General features: G+C 72.4%; 18 protein-coding genes and 1 pseudogene. 7 read left to right on the top strand and 12 right to left on the bottom strand.

Annotation, left to right across the window (positions count from 1 at the left end):
• Positions 1-1,031 (top strand): AarF/UbiB family protein (locus ME121_RS30585; RefSeq protein ID WP_059410151.1); only part of this gene is annotated, 1,031 nt, incomplete at its 5' end.
• Between the two features lie 52 nt (positions 1,032-1,083).
• Here the strand turns inward: ME121_RS30585 and ME121_RS30580 are convergent.
• The gene (locus tag ME121_RS30580) at positions 1,084-4,059 is read right to left on the bottom strand and encodes a response regulator (protein WP_024829765.1); all 2,976 of its coding nucleotides are present in this window, start codon (positions 4,057-4,059) and stop codon (positions 1,084-1,086) included.
• Entirely contained in the window at positions 4,056-5,288 is a 1,233-nt protein-coding gene (zapE, locus tag ME121_RS30575; protein WP_024829764.1) for a cell division protein ZapE, read from the bottom strand. The genes ME121_RS30580 and zapE overlap by 4 nt, the downstream gene beginning before the upstream one ends.
• Positions 5,289-5,609: 321 nt before the next feature.
• On the opposite strand from zapE, the gene ME121_RS30570 reads away from it, so the two are divergent.
• Positions 5,610-6,203: a GNAT family N-acetyltransferase gene (locus tag ME121_RS30570; RefSeq protein ID WP_012319627.1), complete on the top strand. Its 594-nt coding sequence runs from the start codon at positions 5,610-5,612 to the stop codon at positions 6,201-6,203.
• Positions 6,204-6,267: 64 nt separating this feature from the next.
• Here ME121_RS30570 and ME121_RS30565 read toward each other — a convergent pair whose 3' ends face one another.
• Together ME121_RS30565 and ME121_RS30560 are read right to left on the bottom strand one after the other, a co-directional pair.
• The gene (locus tag ME121_RS30565) at positions 6,268-7,029 is read right to left on the bottom strand and encodes a ComF family protein (protein ID WP_012319628.1); all 762 of its coding nucleotides are present in this window, start codon (positions 7,027-7,029) and stop codon (positions 6,268-6,270) included.
• A gap of 28 nt (positions 7,030-7,057) precedes the next feature.
• A complete protein-coding gene (locus tag ME121_RS30560) occupies positions 7,058-7,303 on the bottom strand; it encodes a hypothetical protein (protein WP_012319629.1) in 246 nt (81 codons plus the stop codon).
• A gap of 149 nt (positions 7,304-7,452) precedes the next feature.
• Between ME121_RS30560 and ME121_RS30555 the strand changes: the two genes are divergently transcribed.
• Positions 7,453-8,343, top strand: coding sequence for a methyltransferase domain-containing protein (locus ME121_RS30555; protein WP_029360596.1), 891 nt, complete (start codon positions 7,453-7,455; stop codon positions 8,341-8,343).
• Positions 8,340-8,702, top strand: coding sequence for a DUF427 domain-containing protein (locus ME121_RS30550; RefSeq protein ID WP_059410150.1), 363 nt, complete (start codon positions 8,340-8,342; stop codon positions 8,700-8,702). Before ME121_RS30555 ends, ME121_RS30550 begins: the two co-directional genes overlap by 4 nt.
• A 14-nt stretch (positions 8,703-8,716) precedes the next feature.
• Here ME121_RS30550 and ME121_RS30545 read toward each other — a convergent pair whose 3' ends face one another.
• A complete protein-coding gene (locus ME121_RS30545; protein ID WP_059410149.1) occupies positions 8,717-10,228 on the bottom strand; it encodes a DUF6880 family protein in 1,512 nt (503 codons plus the stop codon).
• 52 nt (positions 10,229-10,280) lie between these two features.
• A complete protein-coding gene (locus ME121_RS30540; RefSeq protein WP_012319633.1) occupies positions 10,281-10,520 on the bottom strand; it encodes a hypothetical protein in 240 nt (79 codons plus the stop codon).
• A gap of 138 nt (positions 10,521-10,658) precedes the next feature.
• Here ME121_RS30540 and ME121_RS30535 point away from each other — a divergent pair, with 138 nt between their 5' ends.
• Complete coding sequence (locus ME121_RS30535; RefSeq protein ID WP_053622117.1) at positions 10,659-10,910, top strand: hypothetical protein; 252 nt, start codon at positions 10,659-10,661, stop codon at positions 10,908-10,910.
• Positions 10,911-10,916: 6 nt separating this feature from the next.
• Here the strand turns inward: ME121_RS30535 and fabI are convergent, their stop codons facing one another.
• The 4 genes from fabI to fabA all read right to left on the bottom strand — a co-directional run bounded on the left by fabI (position 10,917) and on the right by fabA (position 14,017).
• Positions 10,917-11,747, bottom strand: a complete 831-nt coding sequence (gene fabI, locus ME121_RS30530) for an enoyl-ACP reductase FabI (protein WP_012319635.1) — start codon at positions 11,745-11,747, stop codon at positions 10,917-10,919.
• Between the two features lie 185 nt (positions 11,748-11,932).
• On the bottom strand, positions 11,933-12,055 hold the full coding sequence (locus ME121_RS34515; RefSeq protein ID WP_268821226.1) for a hypothetical protein: 123 nt from the start codon (positions 12,053-12,055) through the stop codon (positions 11,933-11,935).
• A gap of 59 nt (positions 12,056-12,114) precedes the next feature.
• Complete coding sequence (gene fabB, locus ME121_RS30525; protein ID WP_012319637.1) at positions 12,115-13,341, bottom strand: beta-ketoacyl-ACP synthase I; 1,227 nt, start codon at positions 13,339-13,341, stop codon at positions 12,115-12,117.
• 139 nt (positions 13,342-13,480) lie between these two features.
• Positions 13,481-14,017 (bottom strand): 3-hydroxyacyl-[acyl-carrier-protein] dehydratase FabA, encoded by a 537-nt coding sequence (gene fabA, locus ME121_RS30520; protein WP_012319638.1) that lies wholly within the window; start codon positions 14,015-14,017, stop codon positions 13,481-13,483.
• Between the two features lie 215 nt (positions 14,018-14,232).
• Here fabA and irr point away from each other — a divergent pair, with 215 nt between their 5' ends.
• Entirely contained in the window at positions 14,233-14,748 is a 516-nt protein-coding gene (irr, locus tag ME121_RS30515; protein ID WP_012319639.1) for a Fur family transcriptional regulator Irr, read from the top strand.
• A 106-nt stretch (positions 14,749-14,854) separates the two neighbouring features.
• Here the strand turns inward: irr and ME121_RS30510 are convergent, their stop codons facing one another.
• Positions 14,855-15,418 carry an SH3 domain-containing protein gene (locus tag ME121_RS30510; protein WP_012319640.1) on the bottom strand — a complete coding sequence of 188 codons (564 nt, stop codon included), beginning with the start codon at positions 15,416-15,418 and terminating at the stop codon, positions 14,855-14,857.
• A 270-nt stretch (positions 15,419-15,688) separates the two neighbouring features.
• Here ME121_RS30510 and ME121_RS30505 point away from each other — a divergent pair, with 270 nt between their 5' ends.
• A complete protein-coding gene (locus tag ME121_RS30505) occupies positions 15,689-16,687 on the top strand; it encodes a 2-hydroxyacid dehydrogenase (RefSeq protein ID WP_012319641.1) in 999 nt (332 codons plus the stop codon).
• An 18-nt stretch (positions 16,688-16,705) separates the two neighbouring features.
• Here ME121_RS30505 and ME121_RS30500 read toward each other — a convergent pair.
• Positions 16,706-16,844, bottom strand: a pseudogene (locus ME121_RS30500) (Crp/Fnr family transcriptional regulator); the annotation flags it as partial.

The raw sequence follows: 16,844 nt of genomic DNA, 5'->3' as shown, positions 1-16,844 counted from the left end.
GGTGCACGCCCTGGTCCCCGCAGGCGGAGCGGCTGCGGCCGCGCGAGGTGGTGGAGATCCTCGCGCGCTCGGTGCTGATGGAGATGGATTTCCGCCTGGAGGCGGCGGCCGCCTCCGAACTCGCCGAGAACACCAAGGACGATCCCGACTTCCGCGTGCCGAAGCCGGAATGGGAGCTGACCGCCCGCGAGGTGCTGTCGGCCGAGTGGATCGAGGGGACCCGCCTGCACAGCGCCGCGGAGCTCGCCGCCCAAGGGCACGATCCGCAGACCATCGGGCGGACCGTCATCCAGAGCTTCCTGCGGCACGCGATCCGCGACGGCTTCTTCCACGCCGACATGCACCAGGGGAACCTGCTGGTCGACGCCGAGGGCCGTCTCGTGGCGGTCGATTTCGGCATCATGGGCCGCCTCGGCCCGAACGAGCGCCGCTTCCTCGCCGAGATCCTCCTGGGCTTCATCCTGCGCGACTATCGCCGGGTGGCGAAGGTCCACTTCGAGGCGGGCTACGTGCCGGCGCACCACTCCGTGGAGGATTTCGCGCAGGCGATCCGCGCGATCGGCGAGCCGATCCACCAGCGCCGGGCCGACGAGATCTCGATGGCCAAGGTCCTGACCCTGCTGTTCGACGTCACGGCCCTGTTCGACATGAGCACCCGCACCGAGCTGGTGATGCTCCAGAAGACCATGGTGGTGGTGGAGGGCGTCGCCCGCTCCCTCGACCCGCGTCTCGACATGTGGACCACGGCCGAGCCGGTCGTGCGCGCCTGGATCGCCCGGAACATGGGGCCGGTCGGCCGGGCGCAGAGCGGCCTGGAAGCGCTCAAGGTCGTCTCCGACGTCGTCGGTGACATTCCGGACCTCGCCATGCGGTTGAAGCGCGTGCTGGTCCGCCTCGACGAGGCCGGCACGGGCGACGCCCGCCGGCTGGAGCGCTTCGCCCGCAACGAACGCTACCGCGCGATCTGGTCGACGCTGGCCTTGTGGGGGATCGCCGTCGGCGCGCTGATGCTGGCGTTCCGGGGCCTCTGACGCGGCACCCGTCCCTGACCCGGGGCCGATACCGCCCGTCCTCCGCGGGCGCTCAGACGGGCAAGGGTCGCGGTCCGGCCGTGTCCTCGGTCGCCGGGATCAGGGCGCGCAGCTCGCGGGCGAGCTCGTTGAGGCCGGTCGAGCCCTTGGCGAGCACGCGGTCGGCCTGACCGGCCAGACGGCGGCGATCCTCGGCCGTGATGTCCTTGGCGGTGAGCACCACCACCGGCACGTCGCGGCTGTCCGGGCGGGCCCGGAGCGCCCGGAGAAACGCGAAGCCGTCCATCTCCGGCATCATCAGGTCGAGGAGGATGAGGGACGGCCGTTCGGCCTCCAGGGATTCGAGGGCGCGCAGACCGTTCTCCGCCTCGCGGACCGGGAAGCCCTCGCGCGCGAGATAGGCGCAGACGTGGTCGCGCACGTCGGCCTCGTCCTCGACCACGAGGATCGCGCCGTCGCCGGAGGCGGGCCGGAAGCGGTCGACGATCTGGCGCAGGCTGCCCCAGTCGAGCGGCTTCTGCAGGTAGTCGGTGGCGCCGAGGGAGAAGGCGAGATTCTGCTCGTCCAGAACCGTCACCATCACGATCGGCGTCGCGCCGATCTCGGGATCGGCCCGGATCGCCCGCAGCACCGCCCATCCGTCCATCTGCGGCATGGTGACGTCGAGGAGCACGGCCCGGGGATGCAGGCTGCGGGCGAGATCGAGCCCGCGCCGCCCGTCCTCGGCGACCGTCACCGCGAAGCCCTCGCGCTCCAGGAAGCGCGCCAGCAGATCGCGCGTCGCGGCGTCGTCGTCGACCACCAGGATCGTCCCCCGCTCTCCGGGATCCGAGGCGGCCGGGCCCGCGTCCTCGCCCGCGCCGGTCTCGAAGCGTGCCGGCAGCGTCAGCGTGAAGGTCGTGCCGGCCCCGTCCCGGCTCTCGACCGCGATCGCGCCGCCCAGCATCTCGGCGAAGGCCCGGGTGATCGCGAGCCCGAGCCCGGTGCCGCCGAACCGGCGCGTCGTGGAGGCGTCGGCCTGCGTGAACCGCTCGAACAGCTTGCCGAGCTGCTCCTGCGTCATGCCGATGCCGGTGTCGGTCACGGCGAAGCGCAGCGCGCCGTCGGCGCGGGTGACCGCCAGGGTGATGCGACCGTCCTCGGTGAACTTCGCCGCGTTGCTCAGGAGGTTGATCAGGCACTGGCGCAGCTTGGTGACGTCGGTGTGGGCGCTGCCCAGACCCGGCTCCAGCTCGAGCGCCAGCGTGTTGCCCTTCTTGGCGACGAGCCCCTCGACCGTCACCGCCACCTCCTGCACCACGGCGGCGACCTCGAAGTCCTCGGCGTAGATCTCGACCCGGTCGGCCTCGATCTTCGAGATGTCGAGCACGTCGTTGATCAGGCCGAGCAGGTGGCGGGCGTTGGTCTCGATCTTCTTCATGTCGGTGACGAGATCGGCCTCGCCGATATCCTCGAGCTCCTCCTGCACCATCTCGGAATAGCCGATCACCGCCGAGAGCGGGGTGCGCAACTCGTGGCTCATATTGGCCAGGAACTGGCTCTTGGCCGCGTTGGCGGCCTCGGCGGCCGCGCGCGCCGCCTCGATCGCGGCCTCGGCCTCCTTGCGCTCGGTGATGTCCGTGTGGGTCCCGACCCACTCCCGCAGGGTGCCGTCGGGTTCGAGGATCGGGACGGCCCGCACACTCATGTGCCGGTAGGCGCCGGAGGCGGCGCGCATCCGGTGCTCGGTGGCGTAGGGTTCCAGGCTGGCGACCGCGCGGGTCCACGCGGCGCGGGTATGCGCACGGTCGTCCGGGTGAATCGCGTCGAGGAAGCCGAGCCCCGCGTAGGCGGCCTCGTCCTGGCCGGTGAAGCGCGTCCAGGCGGTTTGGCGGCGGTGGAGGCTCCCTTCCGGGTTGGCGGTCCAGACGATGGCGGCGCTCGCCTCGATCAGCGAGCGGAAGCGCTCCTCGCTCCGCCGGAGCCGGGCCTCCGCGAGGTGGCGGATGGTCTCGTCGACCACCACGAGGCCGACGCCCTCGACACTCTGATCGGCCGCCGCGCTCTCCTCGCCCCGAAGCGGGTAGAAGCTCATCGAGAAGTGCCGCACGCCGCCCGGCGCCGAGGGGGTCGGCACCGCGACCGGCACGTTCGGCGAGACTAGGCCTTCCGTCAGGGCCGCGGCCAGCTTCGGCGCCAGCTCCTCCCGCAGCGTCGGGAGCATGGCCCAGATCGGCGCGCCGAGATCGGCCCCGAAGCCGCGCTCGCTCATCGTGGCGAGGGCCCGGTTCATGTGCCGGATCTTCAGATCGCGGTCGAGGAAACCGAGCCCCACCGGCGCGTTGGCGAGCACGCCGTCGAGGAGGCGCGACATGCGCAGGGATTCCTGCCGTCGCACCAGGGCGAGGCGCGCAAGCAGCACGATCGCCCCGAGGGCCGCCGCGGCGGAGGTCAGGAAGAGCAGGAGCCCGCGCCAGCCCTCGCGCGCCTGCAGGGTGGCGAGCTGCTCGAGGGTCGCGGCCTGGCGGGCCGCCGCCTCGGCGCGGATCGCGTCCATCAGGCGCTTGCCCTCGCCGGTCCGGACGAGGTCGATGGCGGCGTCGAAGCCCTGGTTCCGCCGCGCCTCGACCACCCGGGCGGCGAAATCGCGCTTCTGCGCGATCAGCCCGGCCAGCGACGGACCGCCGGCCCGCACCGGGTCCTGCGCGGCCGCGCCGAGGCCGGTCAGCTCCGTGTCGATCTTGGTGAGGGCAGTCGTGTACGGGCGGAGGTAATCCTCGCTGCCGACCAGCACGAAGCCGCGCTCGCCCGTCTCCAGGTCCTTGACCTCGGAGATCAGGCGCTCGATCCCGGCGATCGTCGCGTTCGCCCGGGCGGTCGCGGCCCGATCGGTCTCGCCGGTCACGTAGTTGGCCGTGCCGCTGCCCAGGGCGACGATCAGCAGGAGGAAGGCCGCCGGGGAGCCCAGGAGCCAGCCCAGCGGGCCGGCGCCGCGCCAGTTGCGCCGACGCAGCCCGAAGATCGATCCGGCACGCGACGGGGCGCTCACGTCTCCACCAGCCCGGTGCTGGCGCCCGACGCCTCGGAGTCCGGCCGGCCGTGCGGCTGGCCGAGATACTCCCGCGAGCGCATCTCGATCAGGCGCGAGACGGTCCGGTCGAACTCGAAGGCCTCGCGGCCGGTCTGGGCGGTGTAGAGGTCCTGCGCTTCCGCCGCCGCGGAGGCGACGAGCTTCACGTGCCGGTCGTAGAGCGTGTCGACCAGCGTGATGAAGCGCTTGGCCTCGTTCCGCTCCGCCTCCCCCATCACCGGGATCCCGTCCAGGATCACCGTGTGGTAGGCGCGGGCGAGCGCCATGTAGTCGGAGGCGCCGAGGGGCTGGCGGCACAGATCGTCGAAGCCGAACCGGGCTACCCCGGTCGCCTGCTCCGGAACCGCCACGGCCCGGCCGTGGACCGTGACCGTCGTCGGGAGGCCGCGGGCCTTTCCGGTCAGGGCCTTGAAGGCGGCATCGAGGGCCGCGCGCGCCGCCGCGTCGGCCGGCACATGGTAGACGGCCGCGCCGCCGAGCTTCTCGAGCCGGAAATCGGTCCGGGAATCGAGCCGGACGACGTCGACGCGCTCCTTGAGGGTCGCCACGAAGGGCAGGAACAGCGCCCGGTTGAGGCCGCCCTCGTAGAGCCGGTCCGGCTCGACGTTCGAGGTCGCGACGACGGTGACGCCGCGCCGGAACAGGTGGTTGAACAGGCGCCCCAGGATCATCGCGTCGGCGATGTCGGTGACGGTGAACTCGTCGAAGCACAGCAGGGTCGCCTCGTCGGCGAGCTGGTCGGCCACCGGGCCGATCGGATCGTCGCCCTTGACGGTGCCGGCCTTCAGCGCCTGCCGGTAGGCGTGGATGCGCTCGTGCGCGTCGGCGAGGAAGCCGTGGAAATGGACCCGTCTTTTCGGCTCCGGCGCCGCCTCGTGGAACAGGTCCATCAGCATGGTCTTCCCGCGCCCGACCGAGCCCCAGATGTAGAGGCCCCTGATCGCCTCGGCCTCGTCCTTGCGCCGGAACAGCCATCCCAGGGCGCTCGTCTTGCTGGCCCGCTTGCGGCGCTGAAGGTCGAGGACCAGCCGGTCGAGGGCGCGCACCAAGTGCGCCTGGGCCGGATCGCGCTCGATGGCGCCGGTGCCGACCAGCGCCTCGTAGCGCTCGTGGACCGGGCCGGGCGAGACGGCGCCGGCGAGCGCCGCCGGCGACGGTGCGATGGACTTGCCGGATCTGTCGTTCACGCCGCCGGTTCCTCGCTGCTGATCGCGGCACCGGTTCGGCACCCCCTTGCGCCCGCGTCGGCGGTCAACGACCCGGGGCCCGTTCCAGTGCCGCGCAAGCTCGGCCTGAATCAAGCCCGCGGCCGAACAGCCGCAGGGAAGCGTCCCATCGAACGTCCCTTCGAAGTGTCCCGTCGGCCTGCGCATGGCAGGCACGCGGACGGCCGGCCCCGCACTCTGCTGCATTGCACAATGGATACGGGGATGCGACACCCCGGCGGTCTTCTGGGAGGAGCGTCCGGACCACTTCGCGCGACAGCGCGCACGAACCGGAGCTTCATCATGGCGGTACAAGCCCTCGATGGGCCGGCCCACACCATCCGGCGTCTCTGGCCGGCGGATCGCGCGGCGGTCCTCGACTACTTCCTGCGGCTTGATCCGGAGACCCGGGCGAGCCGCTTCATGGGTAATGTCAGCGAGGCCGGAGTCCGGGCCTATGCCGCGCAGGCATTGACCGCGGAGGGCGTGATGTACGGCGCCTTCGTGGGCGGCGTGCTGCGCGGTCTCGGTGAACTCCGGCCCATGGGCCCGGGCGCGTCCCGCTACGCCCTGGGGCCGCACGCGGAGGCGGCCTTCGCGGTCGAGCAGACCTTCCGCCGGCAGGGGATCGGCGCCGCCCTCTTCGCCCGGATCGCCCGCTCGGCGCGGCATCGCGGCGTCCAGGACCTCCACGTCCGCTGCCTGTCGGGCAACGGGCCGATGCTGCGACTCGCGGCCAAGCACGGGGCGGCCCTCCAGCACGAGGGTCGCGAGATCGAGGGCGCCCTGCACCTCGCGCGTCCGACGCCGTTCTCGCTCTGGTACGAGGGGATCGCGGAGGCGTTCGACTTCACCCTGGCGGCGAGCTTTCCGGAGCGGATGCAGGCCGGGCGCTGAGGCCGGGCGTCGCGGCCGGGCGAGGAGGCCGGTCGCCGGTGCCGGGCCCGCGGCGGCCGGCCCCTCAGCCGGCGGGGTCGCCGACGAGGGCGAAGGTCAGGAGGTCCACGGACGTCGCCCCGCCGCGCAGGAGCGCCCGTGCGGCCGCGTTGCCGGTGGCGCCGGTGGTCATGACGTCGTCGACGAGGAGAACCCGGCGTCCGCGGATGCGGTGCTGTTCGGCGGCCGTCACCCGGAAGGCACCGCTCAGGTTCTCGGCCCGCGCCGCGCGGCTCAGGCCGACCTGGGATCGCGTGGCGCGCACGCGCACCAGGGCGGTGGCGACGCACGGCCGTCCCGCCGAAGCGGCGATCGCCCGCGCGAGCAGGGCCGACTGGTTGAAGCGCCGCCGCCACAGGCGACCGCGATGGAGCGGCACCGGAACGAGGCACTCGGCCTCGGCGATCAGGGTCCGGCCGCTCGCGGCCATCATCCGCGCCATGACGCCGGCGAGATCGAGCCGGTCCTCGTATTTCAGGCGATGGACGATCCGTCGCGCCACGGCATCGTAGAGGGCGACCGCCCGGGCGCGGCCGAAGACCGGCGGTTCCGCGATCGCCCGGGGCGACACCAGCGGGCCGACCCCGAGATCGAGCGCGAAGGGCGTGCCGTAGCGCTGGCAGACCGGTTCCTCGATCAGGCGCAGGCTCGACCAGCACGACGGGCAGAAGGCGCCCGGATCGGCGGTGGCGCTGCCGCAGCCCGCGCAGGTGGGCGGGTAGACCAGAGAGACGACCCCGCGCGGCAGACCGCGCAGGGCCGTGGCGACGGCCTGGAGGGCCGTCATGCGCGCAACGCGCGACCGGAGTTCCCGCCTACTGGGCCGAGACGGGCCGCGCCTGCGGCGCCATCTGCTGCTGCTCGACCTGACGGTCGCGCGCGTTGGCGCGGTGGCGGCCGATGGCGCAGCCGGCCGCGGCGCCGACGAGGCCGTGATGGCCGGCGTAGTGACCCGCGATGCCGCCGACGATGGCGCCCTTGATGCAGCCCTTCGCCTCGGCGCCGCCCGCGGCCGCCAGGGTGGTGAGGGCCACGGCGGCCCCGACGAGCATGCGCTTCATGATGTGTGCTCCCTGAGGAATCTCGGCCGCTGGGCCGGTTGCAGCAGGAACAGCGACGCTCCCGAGTCGTTCCAGCATCCTAGCGCAGCTCACGAGACCGTGCGCGGGGACGGTGGCGCGCCGCGACCGCAGATGCCATCTGCCCGCTGATGGATGCTCCCGCCGCCCTGTTCGACACGCCCCTCGCCCGCCGCCGCCTCGCCCGTGCCGGGCGCCTCGGCTACCCGGGCTTCCTCCTCGACCGCCTCGCCGAGGATCTCGACGACCGGCTCGGCGCAGTCCTGCGCAGCTTCGGCTCGGTTCTCGACCTCGCCACGCCGCGTCCCGCGGCGACCCGGCTGCTCGCCGCCCGCTATCCGGCGGCGCGGCATGTCCGCCTCGCGGCCCTGCCCGAGCCGGGCGGCGACCTGGTCGTCGGAGATCCCGAGGCGCTGCCGCTGGCGCCCGGGAGCCTGGACCTCGCCGTGTCGCTGCTGGCCCTCCACGCCGTGAACGACCTGCCGGGCACGCTGATCCAGCTGCGCCGCGCCCTGCGGCCGGACGGGCTGTTCGTCGGGTGCCTGCTCGGCGGCGCCACGCTGACCGAGCTGCGCCAGAGCTTCGCCCAGGCCGAGAGCGAGGTCGAGGGCGGGGTCAGTCCGCGCGTGGCCCCCTTCGCGGCGGTGCGCGAGGCCGGCGGACTGCTGCAGCGCGCGGGCTTCGCGCTCCCGGTGGCCGATACCGACACGCTGACCGTCCGCTACGCCGACCCGTTCGGCCTGATGCGCGACCTGCGGGCCATGGGCATGACCAACGTGCTCACCGAGCGGCGGCGGACGCCCCTGCGGCGGGCGACGCTCCTGCGCACGGCCGAGATCTACGCCGAACGGTTCGCGGACCCGGACGGCCGCGTGCGGGCGACCTTCGAGGTGCTGTGGCTCTCGGGCTGGGTGCCGCACGAGACCCAGCAGAAGCCCCTGCGGCCCGGGACCGCGAAGACGCGCCTCGCCGACGCGCTCGGGACCGTCGAGCTGAAGCCCGAAGGAGGGACCACGCCGTGAAGCGTCCCGGACCGGACCACCCGATCACCGTCGAGCCCGAGCCCCGCCGCGTCCGCGTCGTCGTGGCGGGCGTCGCGGTCGCCGAGACCCGGAACGCCCTGCGGCTGCAGGAGGCGCGGTATCCGCCGGTCTTCTACGTCCCGCGGAGCGACATCCGGGCCGAGCACTTCGTCGCCTCGACGCGCACGAGCCACTGCCCGTACAAGGGCGATGCCCACTATTACGACCTCTTCGTCAACGGGACCCGTCGTTCCGACGCGGTCTGGAGCTACGGGAACCCGTACCCGGCCGTCGCGGCGATCCGCGACCACGTGGCGTTCTATCCGGACCGGGTCGACGCCATCGTGCTGGAGGACTGAGCCGCCCGCCCGGATCAGTCCCGGACCAAGCTCCAGAACCCGTGCTTGCGGCCGTGCGCCTGCCGCAGTGCCGCGCGGTAGGCCTGCGGATTCGGCTCGACGTCGCCGGCCGCGAGGCGCTCCGCCAGGGCGTCGAGTTCCGCGAGGTAGCGCGCCCCGTGCGGGTAGGCGGCGCTGCGGCCGGTCTCGAGGATGGAATCGAGGAGCCGGCGGTACAGGATCGTCGCGGCCCGGGGATGCTGCTGCGCCAGCGCCTCGGCGACCGGCGCCAGCACCGCGTACTGGTCGCCCTGCCAGATCGCGGGCCGCGCGACGACCAGCGCGGCCGCACGGCGCAGGTCCGGCCAACCCGCCAGGAAGGCGAGAGCCCGGTGCGGCTGCGGGAACGCCTCGGCGTGGTCGAGGGCGCGTTGGAGCGCCTCCTCGTCCTCGAAATCCGGAAGCTTGGCGAGGAAGGTGCGCAGCATCGGCGCGTCGAGCTCGCGCTCGAATCGCCCCCAGCGCAGGGCCTGCGCCTCGTCGCCCCGGCCGAGCGCGTCGAGGATCTCGATCTCCATAGCCTGCCGCTCCCGTTCCGGTCCGCGCAGGTCGAAGCCGGCGATCAGGTCGGCCCGGGTCGCGATGCGCAGGCCCGGGTCCTGCATGCGCCGGATCCAGTCCAGCGCCTCGGCGGGGCGCCCGGCGTCGAGGAGCCGCCGGGCGATCGCGACGCGGTTCTCCCGCCCCGGCAGCATCAGGCCTTCCAGAGCGATGAAGGCGTCCGGGTCGCCGCGCCGGTCGGCGATGGTCTGCCGCAGGCGCAGGATCTGGATCCGGGCCGCCTGCCGGTGGTGCGTCGCCTCGCGCCTTGGATCCCCGCCCGGCGGGAGCGCCGCCGCGGCGGCGGCGAGCCGGTCGTCGATCTCGGCGAGGGCCGGCTCGGGCAGCCGCGGGATCATGTCGCCGAGGACGGTCCCGAGGGGCCCGAACGGATCCGCCGCGAACGGCTCGACGAGGCGTGCGGCCACCCCGGCGGCGTCCTCCGGCGGCAGGGAACCGGCGATCTCCACGAAGGCCGCGGAGGCGCGGTCGAACACCGCCTGCACGGCCCCGGTGCTGTCGTCCACGCGGTTCAGGACCGCGTCTGCGCCGTCGAGGAAGCGCCGGAGCCGGTCGAGCGCGGCCGCCGGATCGAGGGGACGCAGCTCGTTGAGGATCACCGTCACGGTCGTGTTGAGGTCGGCCGCGAAGGACCGGCGCTTCTGCCAGTCGATGTAGCCCTGGGCGCCCTCGAGGGCCGTCAGGCGCCGATCGACGATCGCCGCGACGGCCTCGGGGCCCTGGAGCGAGGCGAGCGCGGCGCTCACCAGCTTCTTGAAGGCCGGGTTACGCCCGGTCTCGCCGAGGATCAGCGCGATCAGCCGGTCTGGCCCGAGGGCCGCCAGCGTCTCCGGCGACGGGGTCGTCCGGCGCGCGCCCTTCGGCAGAGCGGGCGCCCTGCGGCCGGCCTGCGCCTCGGCCGGGGTCACGCGCCGCGCGCGCGCCACGCCGATCCCCGTCGTTGCCCCGGATCCCGCATCTCCGTCCCGCCCGCCGCGACTACTCCACGACCCGCGCGGTGGGCCGATCGCTGCCCTGCGCGGTCTCGTCGTGCCAGCCGCCGGCCTGATCCTGGTAGCGGATCCCCTCGGTCGAGCCGGGGACCTGCTGCTCCGCCGCCGCGGCCTGCGCCGCCTGCAGCGCCTCCTCGCGGCTCGGGAAGGTCTCGGAGAACACGTCGCCGACCTTGTAGGCGAAGCCGCCGTCGTGCTCGACGATGCGATAGGTAACCTCGGACATCACGCCTCCTGTACGCGCCGGTCATCGTTGTGCGCGAACCCGCCGGACGCGCCGCGGTTCCAGGCGACGGAGACTCGGCCTCCGATCTGCCGGAAAGTGGACCTAACCCGGCGCGGTCCCGGCACGCAGACGTTGACGATGCAGCTTCGCCCGATCCTCGCCCTCGCCCTTCTCCTCGTCGCCCGTCCCGCGAGCGCCGAGGAAGGCTTCCTCGACAAGCTGTTCGGTGGCTCCGGGCGCGGGGCTCCGCCCAACCCCTTCGCGTCGAACTACCCGTCCGCGCCGCCGACGCCCGAGGAGGCGCGCGCCGCGCGGGAGCGGCGGGCAGTCCGCGGCGAGCGCGGCGTCCCGGCCGGTCCCCTGCCCCCGGCGCGCATTCCGGAGGAGTGAGGCGCCTCAGGCGTCGCCGACGACGCCGGCCGCGTCCTGCGCCTGCAGCACGTCCGGGCGCGGCATCGAGATGATGTTGTAGCCGGCATCCACGAAGTGGACCTCGCCGGTGACGCCGCCCGAGAGCGGCGACAGCAGGTAGAGAGCCGACCCGCCGACGTCCTCCAGGCTCACCGTGCGCCGCAGCGGCGCGTGCGCCCGCTGGTGATTGAACATCAGCCGCGCGTCGGCGATCCCGGCGCCCGCCAGGGTCCGCATCGGGCCGGCGGAGAGCGCGTTGACCCGGATCCCGTCCGGGCCCAGGTCGCTCGCCAGATAGCGCACCGATGCCTCGAGCGCCGCCTTGGCGACGCCCATGACGTTGTAGTTCGGCATGACCCGGGTGGCTCCGCCGTAGGTCAGGGTCAGCAGCGACCCGCCCTGGTTCATCCGCTTGGCCGCGCGCTGCGCGATCTCGGTGAACGAGAAGCACGAGATCGTCATCGTGCGCACGAAGTTCTCGCGCGTCGTCACGTCGACGTAGCGCCCCTTGAGCTGCGCCTTGTCGGAGAAACCGATGGCGTGGACCACGAAGTCGAGGCCGCCGTCGAACCGCGCGTCGAGGGCCTCGAAGGTCGCGTCGACGGAGGCGAGATCCTCGACGTCGCAGGGCACAACGATGTCCGAATCGAGCTTGGCGGCGAGCGGCGTCACCCGTCGGCCCAGCGCCTCGCCCTGATAGGTGAAAGCCAGTCGCGCGCCCTGGGCGTGCAGCGCCTTGGCGATCCCCCAGGCGATCGAGTGATCGTTCGCGACGCCCATGATCAGGCCGCGCTTGCCTGCCATCAAACCCGTCATGCCGACTCACATCCTGACCGAGCACGCCGGACCCGCGGAGCGGGCCCGGACCGCGGTCGCGACGAGCGAACCGCGGCAGGCTGCCTTAACGCGGCTCGCGCCGCGATCCAAACGCGGCGGCGGTTGGCGGCGGGCAAAAAAAAGCCCCGCCGGCGGGCGGGGCGTCCATGGCGCTGCGGCCGGGCTCAGAAATGCCCGTCCGTGTGGGTATCCGCTTCTTCCAGCACGACCTGCTTGGCGTAGATCGCGGCCACGCCGGCAATCATGAGGCCGCCTAGCGTTCCGAAGATGAAAGTCCCCATCGCCACCACCAGATCTCAACAGCGGGTAAACGCCGGCCCGAGGCCGGCGGTTCCGCGTGGGGCGATCAGGCGTCGACGTGCTTCAGGACGAGGGTGGCGTTGGTGCCGCCGAATCCGAAGGAATTGGTCAGCACGTGGCCGAGCTGCGCGTTGTCGCGGCGCTGCTGCAGGATCGGCATGTCGGCGAAGGCCGGATCGAGGGTGTCGATGTGCGCGCTCTCGCAGATGAAGCCGTTGTTCATCATCAGCAGGCTGTAGATCGCCTCCTGCACGCCGGTGGCGCCCAGCGAATGGCCGGTCAGCGACTTCGTGGCCGAGATCGGCGGGCAATCCTCGCCGCGGCCGAACACCTCGCGGATCGCCTCGATCTCCTTGTCGTCGCCGACCGGGGTCGAGGTGGCGTGCGGGTTGATGTAGTCGATCCGCGCGCCCTTCAGACCGTCCAGCGCCTGGCGCATGCAGCGCACGGCGCCCTCGCCCGACGGCGCGACCATGTCGTGCCCGTCCGAGGTGGCGCCGTAGCCCGCGACCTCGCCGTAGATCCGGGCGCCGCGCGCCTTGGCGTGCTCCAGCTCCTCGAGGACCAGCACGCCCGCGCCGCCCGCGATGACGAAGCCGTCGCGGTTGGCGTCGTAGGCGCGGGAGGCCCGGGACGGTGTGTCGTTGTACTTCGACGACATGGCGCCCATGGCGTCGAACAGCACCGAGAGGGTCCAGTCGAGATCCTCGCAGCCGCCCGCGAAGATGATGTCCTGCCGGCCGCCCTGGATGATCTCGGCGGCGTTGCCGATGCAGTGGTTCGAGGTCGCGCAGGCGGAGGAGATCGAGTAGTTCACGCCGCGGATCTTGAACCACGTCGCCAGCGTCGCCGACGCGGTCGACGACATCGCCTTCGGCACGGCGAACGGCCCGATCCGCTTGGGACCCTTGTCCCGCGCGATGGCGGCGGCCTCGACGATCACGCGGGTCGAGGGGCCGCCCGAGCCCATGATGATGCCGGTGCGCTCGTTCGAGACGTCGCCCTGCTCCAGGCCGGCATCCTGGATCGCCTGATCCATGGCGACGTGATTCCAGGCGGTGCCGCCGCCGTGGAAGCGCATCGCGCGCCGGTCCACCACGCCCTCCGGATCGAGAGTGGGCGCGCCGGAGACTTGGCTGCGGAAGCCGTGCTCGGCGTAGCTGGCGTCGCGCGCGATGCCCGAGCGGGCCTCGCGCAGGGAGGCGAGCACCTCCTGCGTGTTGTTGCCGATGGACGAGACGATGCCCATCCCGGTGATGACGACACGGCGCATGATGGTGACACTACCTCCGTCGCGGTCCCGGTCGCCCGGGCCGCGTCACGGTCAGCTAAGGTGACGCGGACACAATCTCAACCGCCGAGAACGTCCGGCGTTGCGGCCGAGCCGCGAGCCGGGCGCGCGGCGACGCGGCTCAACTCTGGAACAGGCCGACCCGCATGTCTTGGACCTGATAGACGCGCTCGCCGTCCGCCTCGAGCCAGCCGTCGCCGATGCCGAGCACGAGCTTGCCCTGACGGACCCGCTTCACGTCGACGTTGTAGACGACCTTCTTGATCGTCGGCAGCACCTGGCCGGCGAGCTTCACCTCGCCCACGCCGAGGGCGCGGCCGCGGCCCGGCGAGCCGAGCCAGCCGAGATGGAAGCCCAGCATCTGCCACAGGGCGTCGAGCCCCAGGCAACCCGGCATGACCGGATCGCCCTGGAAATGGCAGGGGAAGAACCAGAGGTCCGGCCGGATATCGAGCTCGGCCGTCACGTGCCCCTTGCCGTGGGCGCCGCCCTCGGTCCCGATGGACGTGATCCGGTCGAACATCAGCATCGGCGGCAGCGGCAATTGCGCGTTGCCGGGTCCGAAGAGTTCGCCGCGCCCGCAGGCCAGAAGATCCTCGTAGGAATAGTGCGACCGGCGGTTCGCACCCTGCGCTTGTGTCTCGGCGTCTGGCGGCATTGCGTTGGCTGTTTCCTCGGATGGGCGCGATCTTCGCGTTGCGGGCGACTATACTCGGCCCGTCGGCTGGCGCGCGGGTTAGCACGGGGCGCCGCGCCTTCAAAGCCTGCAGCCGCGGGCCTGCGGCGACGCTCGGGTTGCGACTGTCCGACCACTTCAATATACTGAGGAGACATCCGTTCCTTCAGGCCCCTCGTCGAGCGTTCAGTCCAGCGATGTCCGAACCGGTGCCATTCCAGGCCGTCTTCAACGGCCGGGTCCCCGCTCCCCAGTTGGAGGCCAACGGGACTCCGCGCCGCGGCTGCCCGCTGTCCGACCTGCGCGACCGCCTGCGTCGGGCCGGCCTGCGGCCGACGCGGCAGCGCCTGTCCCTGGGCTGGCTGCTCTTCGGTCGCGGCGACCGCCACCTGACGGCGGAGATGCTCTACGACGAGGCGATGCGCGCCAAGGTGCCGGTGTCGCTGGCGACGGTCTACAACACCCTGCACCAATTCACCGAGGCGGGGCTCCTGCGCCAGCTCGCGCTCGACGGGTCGAAGGCCTATTTCGACACGAACCCGACCGAGCACCACCATTTCTACCTGGAGGACGAGAGCCAGGTGATCGACATGCCGGATTGCGGCATCACGGTCGATTCGCTGCCCGAGGCGCCCGAGGGCATGGAGATCGCCGGTGTCGAGGTGATCGTGCGCCTGCGCCGCAGCCGTCCGGCGGGCCGCCGCCAGGGCTGAGGCTCGGATCCAACCCTCTTCGGAGACGACGCGAGGCCCGGCATTGTCCGGGCCTTTGCTTTCGGGCGGCTCCGGAGAGCGCGTACCGCCGCGCGGTGGCGCCCGGCTACTCCACGACCTCGTTCGGGTAGACGCCCCACAGGCGATTCTGGCGGATGTAGCCGTCGACGTCCCGCTTGTTCGGGAGCGCGACGATCATGCGGCACCACGTGCCGGTGCAGCTCTTGACGCTGCCGATCACGCCGGTCTGGAGCTTGGCCTCGTCGTCGGCGCCGTCATCGGCCTTGGCCCGCAGCGACACGGCCGCCTTCTCGGCTCCCTTGTCGGGGCCGGCGTTGACGATGGCGGTGCGGCGTCCGGACAGGAGCGAGTGCAGCACCCAGCCCTCGGTGCCCTCCGAATCGCGGATCCGGCGCCAGGTCTCGAACTCGCCCACGATCTCGACCGGGAGACCGGCCCGCTGGAACACCCAGAGGGTCCGGTGATCCTTCGAGGGGCCTTCGCGGAGGTTGACGCGATCGGTCTTCAGGCTCGCGTAGCGCGGCAGCGGCAGCTTGGTCACCGGCCCGACCCCGGCCTCGGGGCCGGCGGGCGGCGCCGCGCGGGCACCGGTCGCGAGGCCGCCGACCAGCACCGCCGCGACGGCGAGGCTGAGGCGTGACACGCGCATGGTCGTCTCCCTATCCAGACGTGGTGTTGGTGGGCGCCGGACATGTCGAAAGCGGGGCCGGTTCGACGCGCGGACCGGTCCGCATCCGATTGTGTTCCGGCCCACCTCTGGTAGAGAGGCCGATGGGTCGGAACAGGCTCCGGAACCGGCGCCCCGTGACCGATCCTGTCTGGCCGAGTTCGGTTAACGGACGCTTGCGGGAAGCGGTCCGGGCGGGAGCCGCCGGGCGCGAGCCGCGATCAGGGCCGCGGGGCTGACGGGGAGAGAGACGTGTCGAAGCGCAAGCCGCTGGTGGTCGTGACGCGGCGCCTGCCGGATGCCGTCGAGACGCGGATGCGCGAGCTGTTCGACGTCCGGCTCAATTCCGAGGACGCGCCGATGGCGCCGGACGCCATGGCGTCGGCCCTGCGCGAGGCCGACGTACTCGTTCCCACCGTGACCGACGAGATCGATGCCGGGCTGATCGCCCAGGCCGGCCCGAACCTCCGCCTGATCGCCAATTTCGGCAACGGCGTCGATCACATCGACGTGGCGGCGGCGCTGGAGCGCGGCATCACGGTCACCAACACGCCCGGCGTGCTGACCGAGGACACCGCCGACATGACGATGGCGCTGATCCTCGCGGTGGCCCGCCGGGTCACCGAGGGCGCGCGGATCATCCCGGACGACGAGTGGACCACCGGCTGGTCGCCGACCTGGATGCTCGGCCGGCGCATCACCGGCAAGCGCCTCGGCATCGTGGGCATGGGCCGCATCGGCCAGGCGCTGGCCAAGCGCGCCCGCGCCTTCGGCCTGCAGGTGCACTATCACAACCGCCGCCGGGTGCCGGCCGCCATCGAGAGTGCGCTGGACGCGACCTACTGGGAATCCCTCGACCAGATGCTGGCGCGCGTCGACATCGTGTCGGTGAACTGCCCGCACACGCCCGCGACGTACCATCTGCTCTCGGCGCGGCGCCTCAAGCTGCTCAAGCCCGAGGCGGTCGTGGTCAACACCGCCCGCGGCGAGGTGATCGACGAGAACGCCCTGGCGCGCCTGATCGAGGGCGGCGAGATCTCGGCGGCCGGCCTCGACGTGTTCGAGCAGGAGCCCGCCGTCAGCCCCCGGCTCGTCAAGCTCGCCCGCCAGGGCAAGGTCGTCCTCCTGCCCCACATGGGCTCGGCGACCTACGAGAGCCGCACCGACATGGGCGAGAAGGTCATCATCAACATCAAGACCTTCATGGACGGCCACCGGCCGCCGGACCGCATCCTGCCGAGCATGCTCTGAGCCGCGGGCGGCGGCGCCTCACAGCGCGTCGCCGGCCACCGCCTGGGGCTTGGACATGCCCTGCACCCCCTGGAAGAGGCGCTCGCTGGTCAGCTTGAGGAAGTAGAACCCGAATTCCGGGTTCTGGTAGTAGAGCTGCTTCACGTCGGAGTAGGAC

The organism is Methylobacterium sp. ME121, assembly GCF_000974725.1.
Classification (GTDB): Bacteria; Pseudomonadota; Alphaproteobacteria; order Rhizobiales; family Beijerinckiaceae; genus Methylobacterium; species Methylobacterium radiotolerans.
The sequence above is the reverse complement of the archived record's forward strand: the minus strand, read 5'-3'. Positions and strand labels throughout refer to the sequence as shown.

What these genes read in the sequence shown, in the direction of transcription:
- ME121_RS30570 (WP_012319627.1), top strand. Translation starts at nt 5,610, where the DNA reads ATGGCGGTACAAGCCCTCGATGGGCCGGCCCACACCATCCGGCGTCTC.
- ME121_RS30565 (WP_012319628.1), bottom strand. Translation starts at nt 7,029, where the DNA reads ATGACGGCCCTCCAGGCCGTCGCCACGGCCCTGCGCGGTCTGCCGCGC.
- ME121_RS30560 (WP_012319629.1), bottom strand. Translation starts at nt 7,303, where the DNA reads ATGAAGCGCATGCTCGTCGGGGCCGCCGTGGCCCTCACCACCCTGGCG.
- ME121_RS30555 (WP_029360596.1), top strand. Translation starts at nt 7,453, where the DNA reads ATGGATGCTCCCGCCGCCCTGTTCGACACGCCCCTCGCCCGCCGCCGC.
- ME121_RS30540 (WP_012319633.1), bottom strand. Translation starts at nt 10,520, where the DNA reads ATGTCCGAGGTTACCTATCGCATCGTCGAGCACGACGGCGGCTTCGCC.
- ME121_RS30535 (WP_053622117.1), top strand. Translation starts at nt 10,659, where the DNA reads ATGCAGCTTCGCCCGATCCTCGCCCTCGCCCTTCTCCTCGTCGCCCGT.
- fabI (WP_012319635.1), bottom strand. Translation starts at nt 11,747, where the DNA reads ATGACGGGTTTGATGGCAGGCAAGCGCGGCCTGATCATGGGCGTCGCG.
- fabB (WP_012319637.1), bottom strand. Translation starts at nt 13,341, where the DNA reads ATGCGCCGTGTCGTCATCACCGGGATGGGCATCGTCTCGTCCATCGGC.
- fabA (WP_012319638.1), bottom strand. Translation starts at nt 14,017, where the DNA reads ATGCCGCCAGACGCCGAGACACAAGCGCAGGGTGCGAACCGCCGGTCG.
- irr (WP_012319639.1), top strand. Translation starts at nt 14,233, where the DNA reads ATGTCCGAACCGGTGCCATTCCAGGCCGTCTTCAACGGCCGGGTCCCC.
- ME121_RS30510 (WP_012319640.1), bottom strand. Translation starts at nt 15,418, where the DNA reads ATGCGCGTGTCACGCCTCAGCCTCGCCGTCGCGGCGGTGCTGGTCGGC.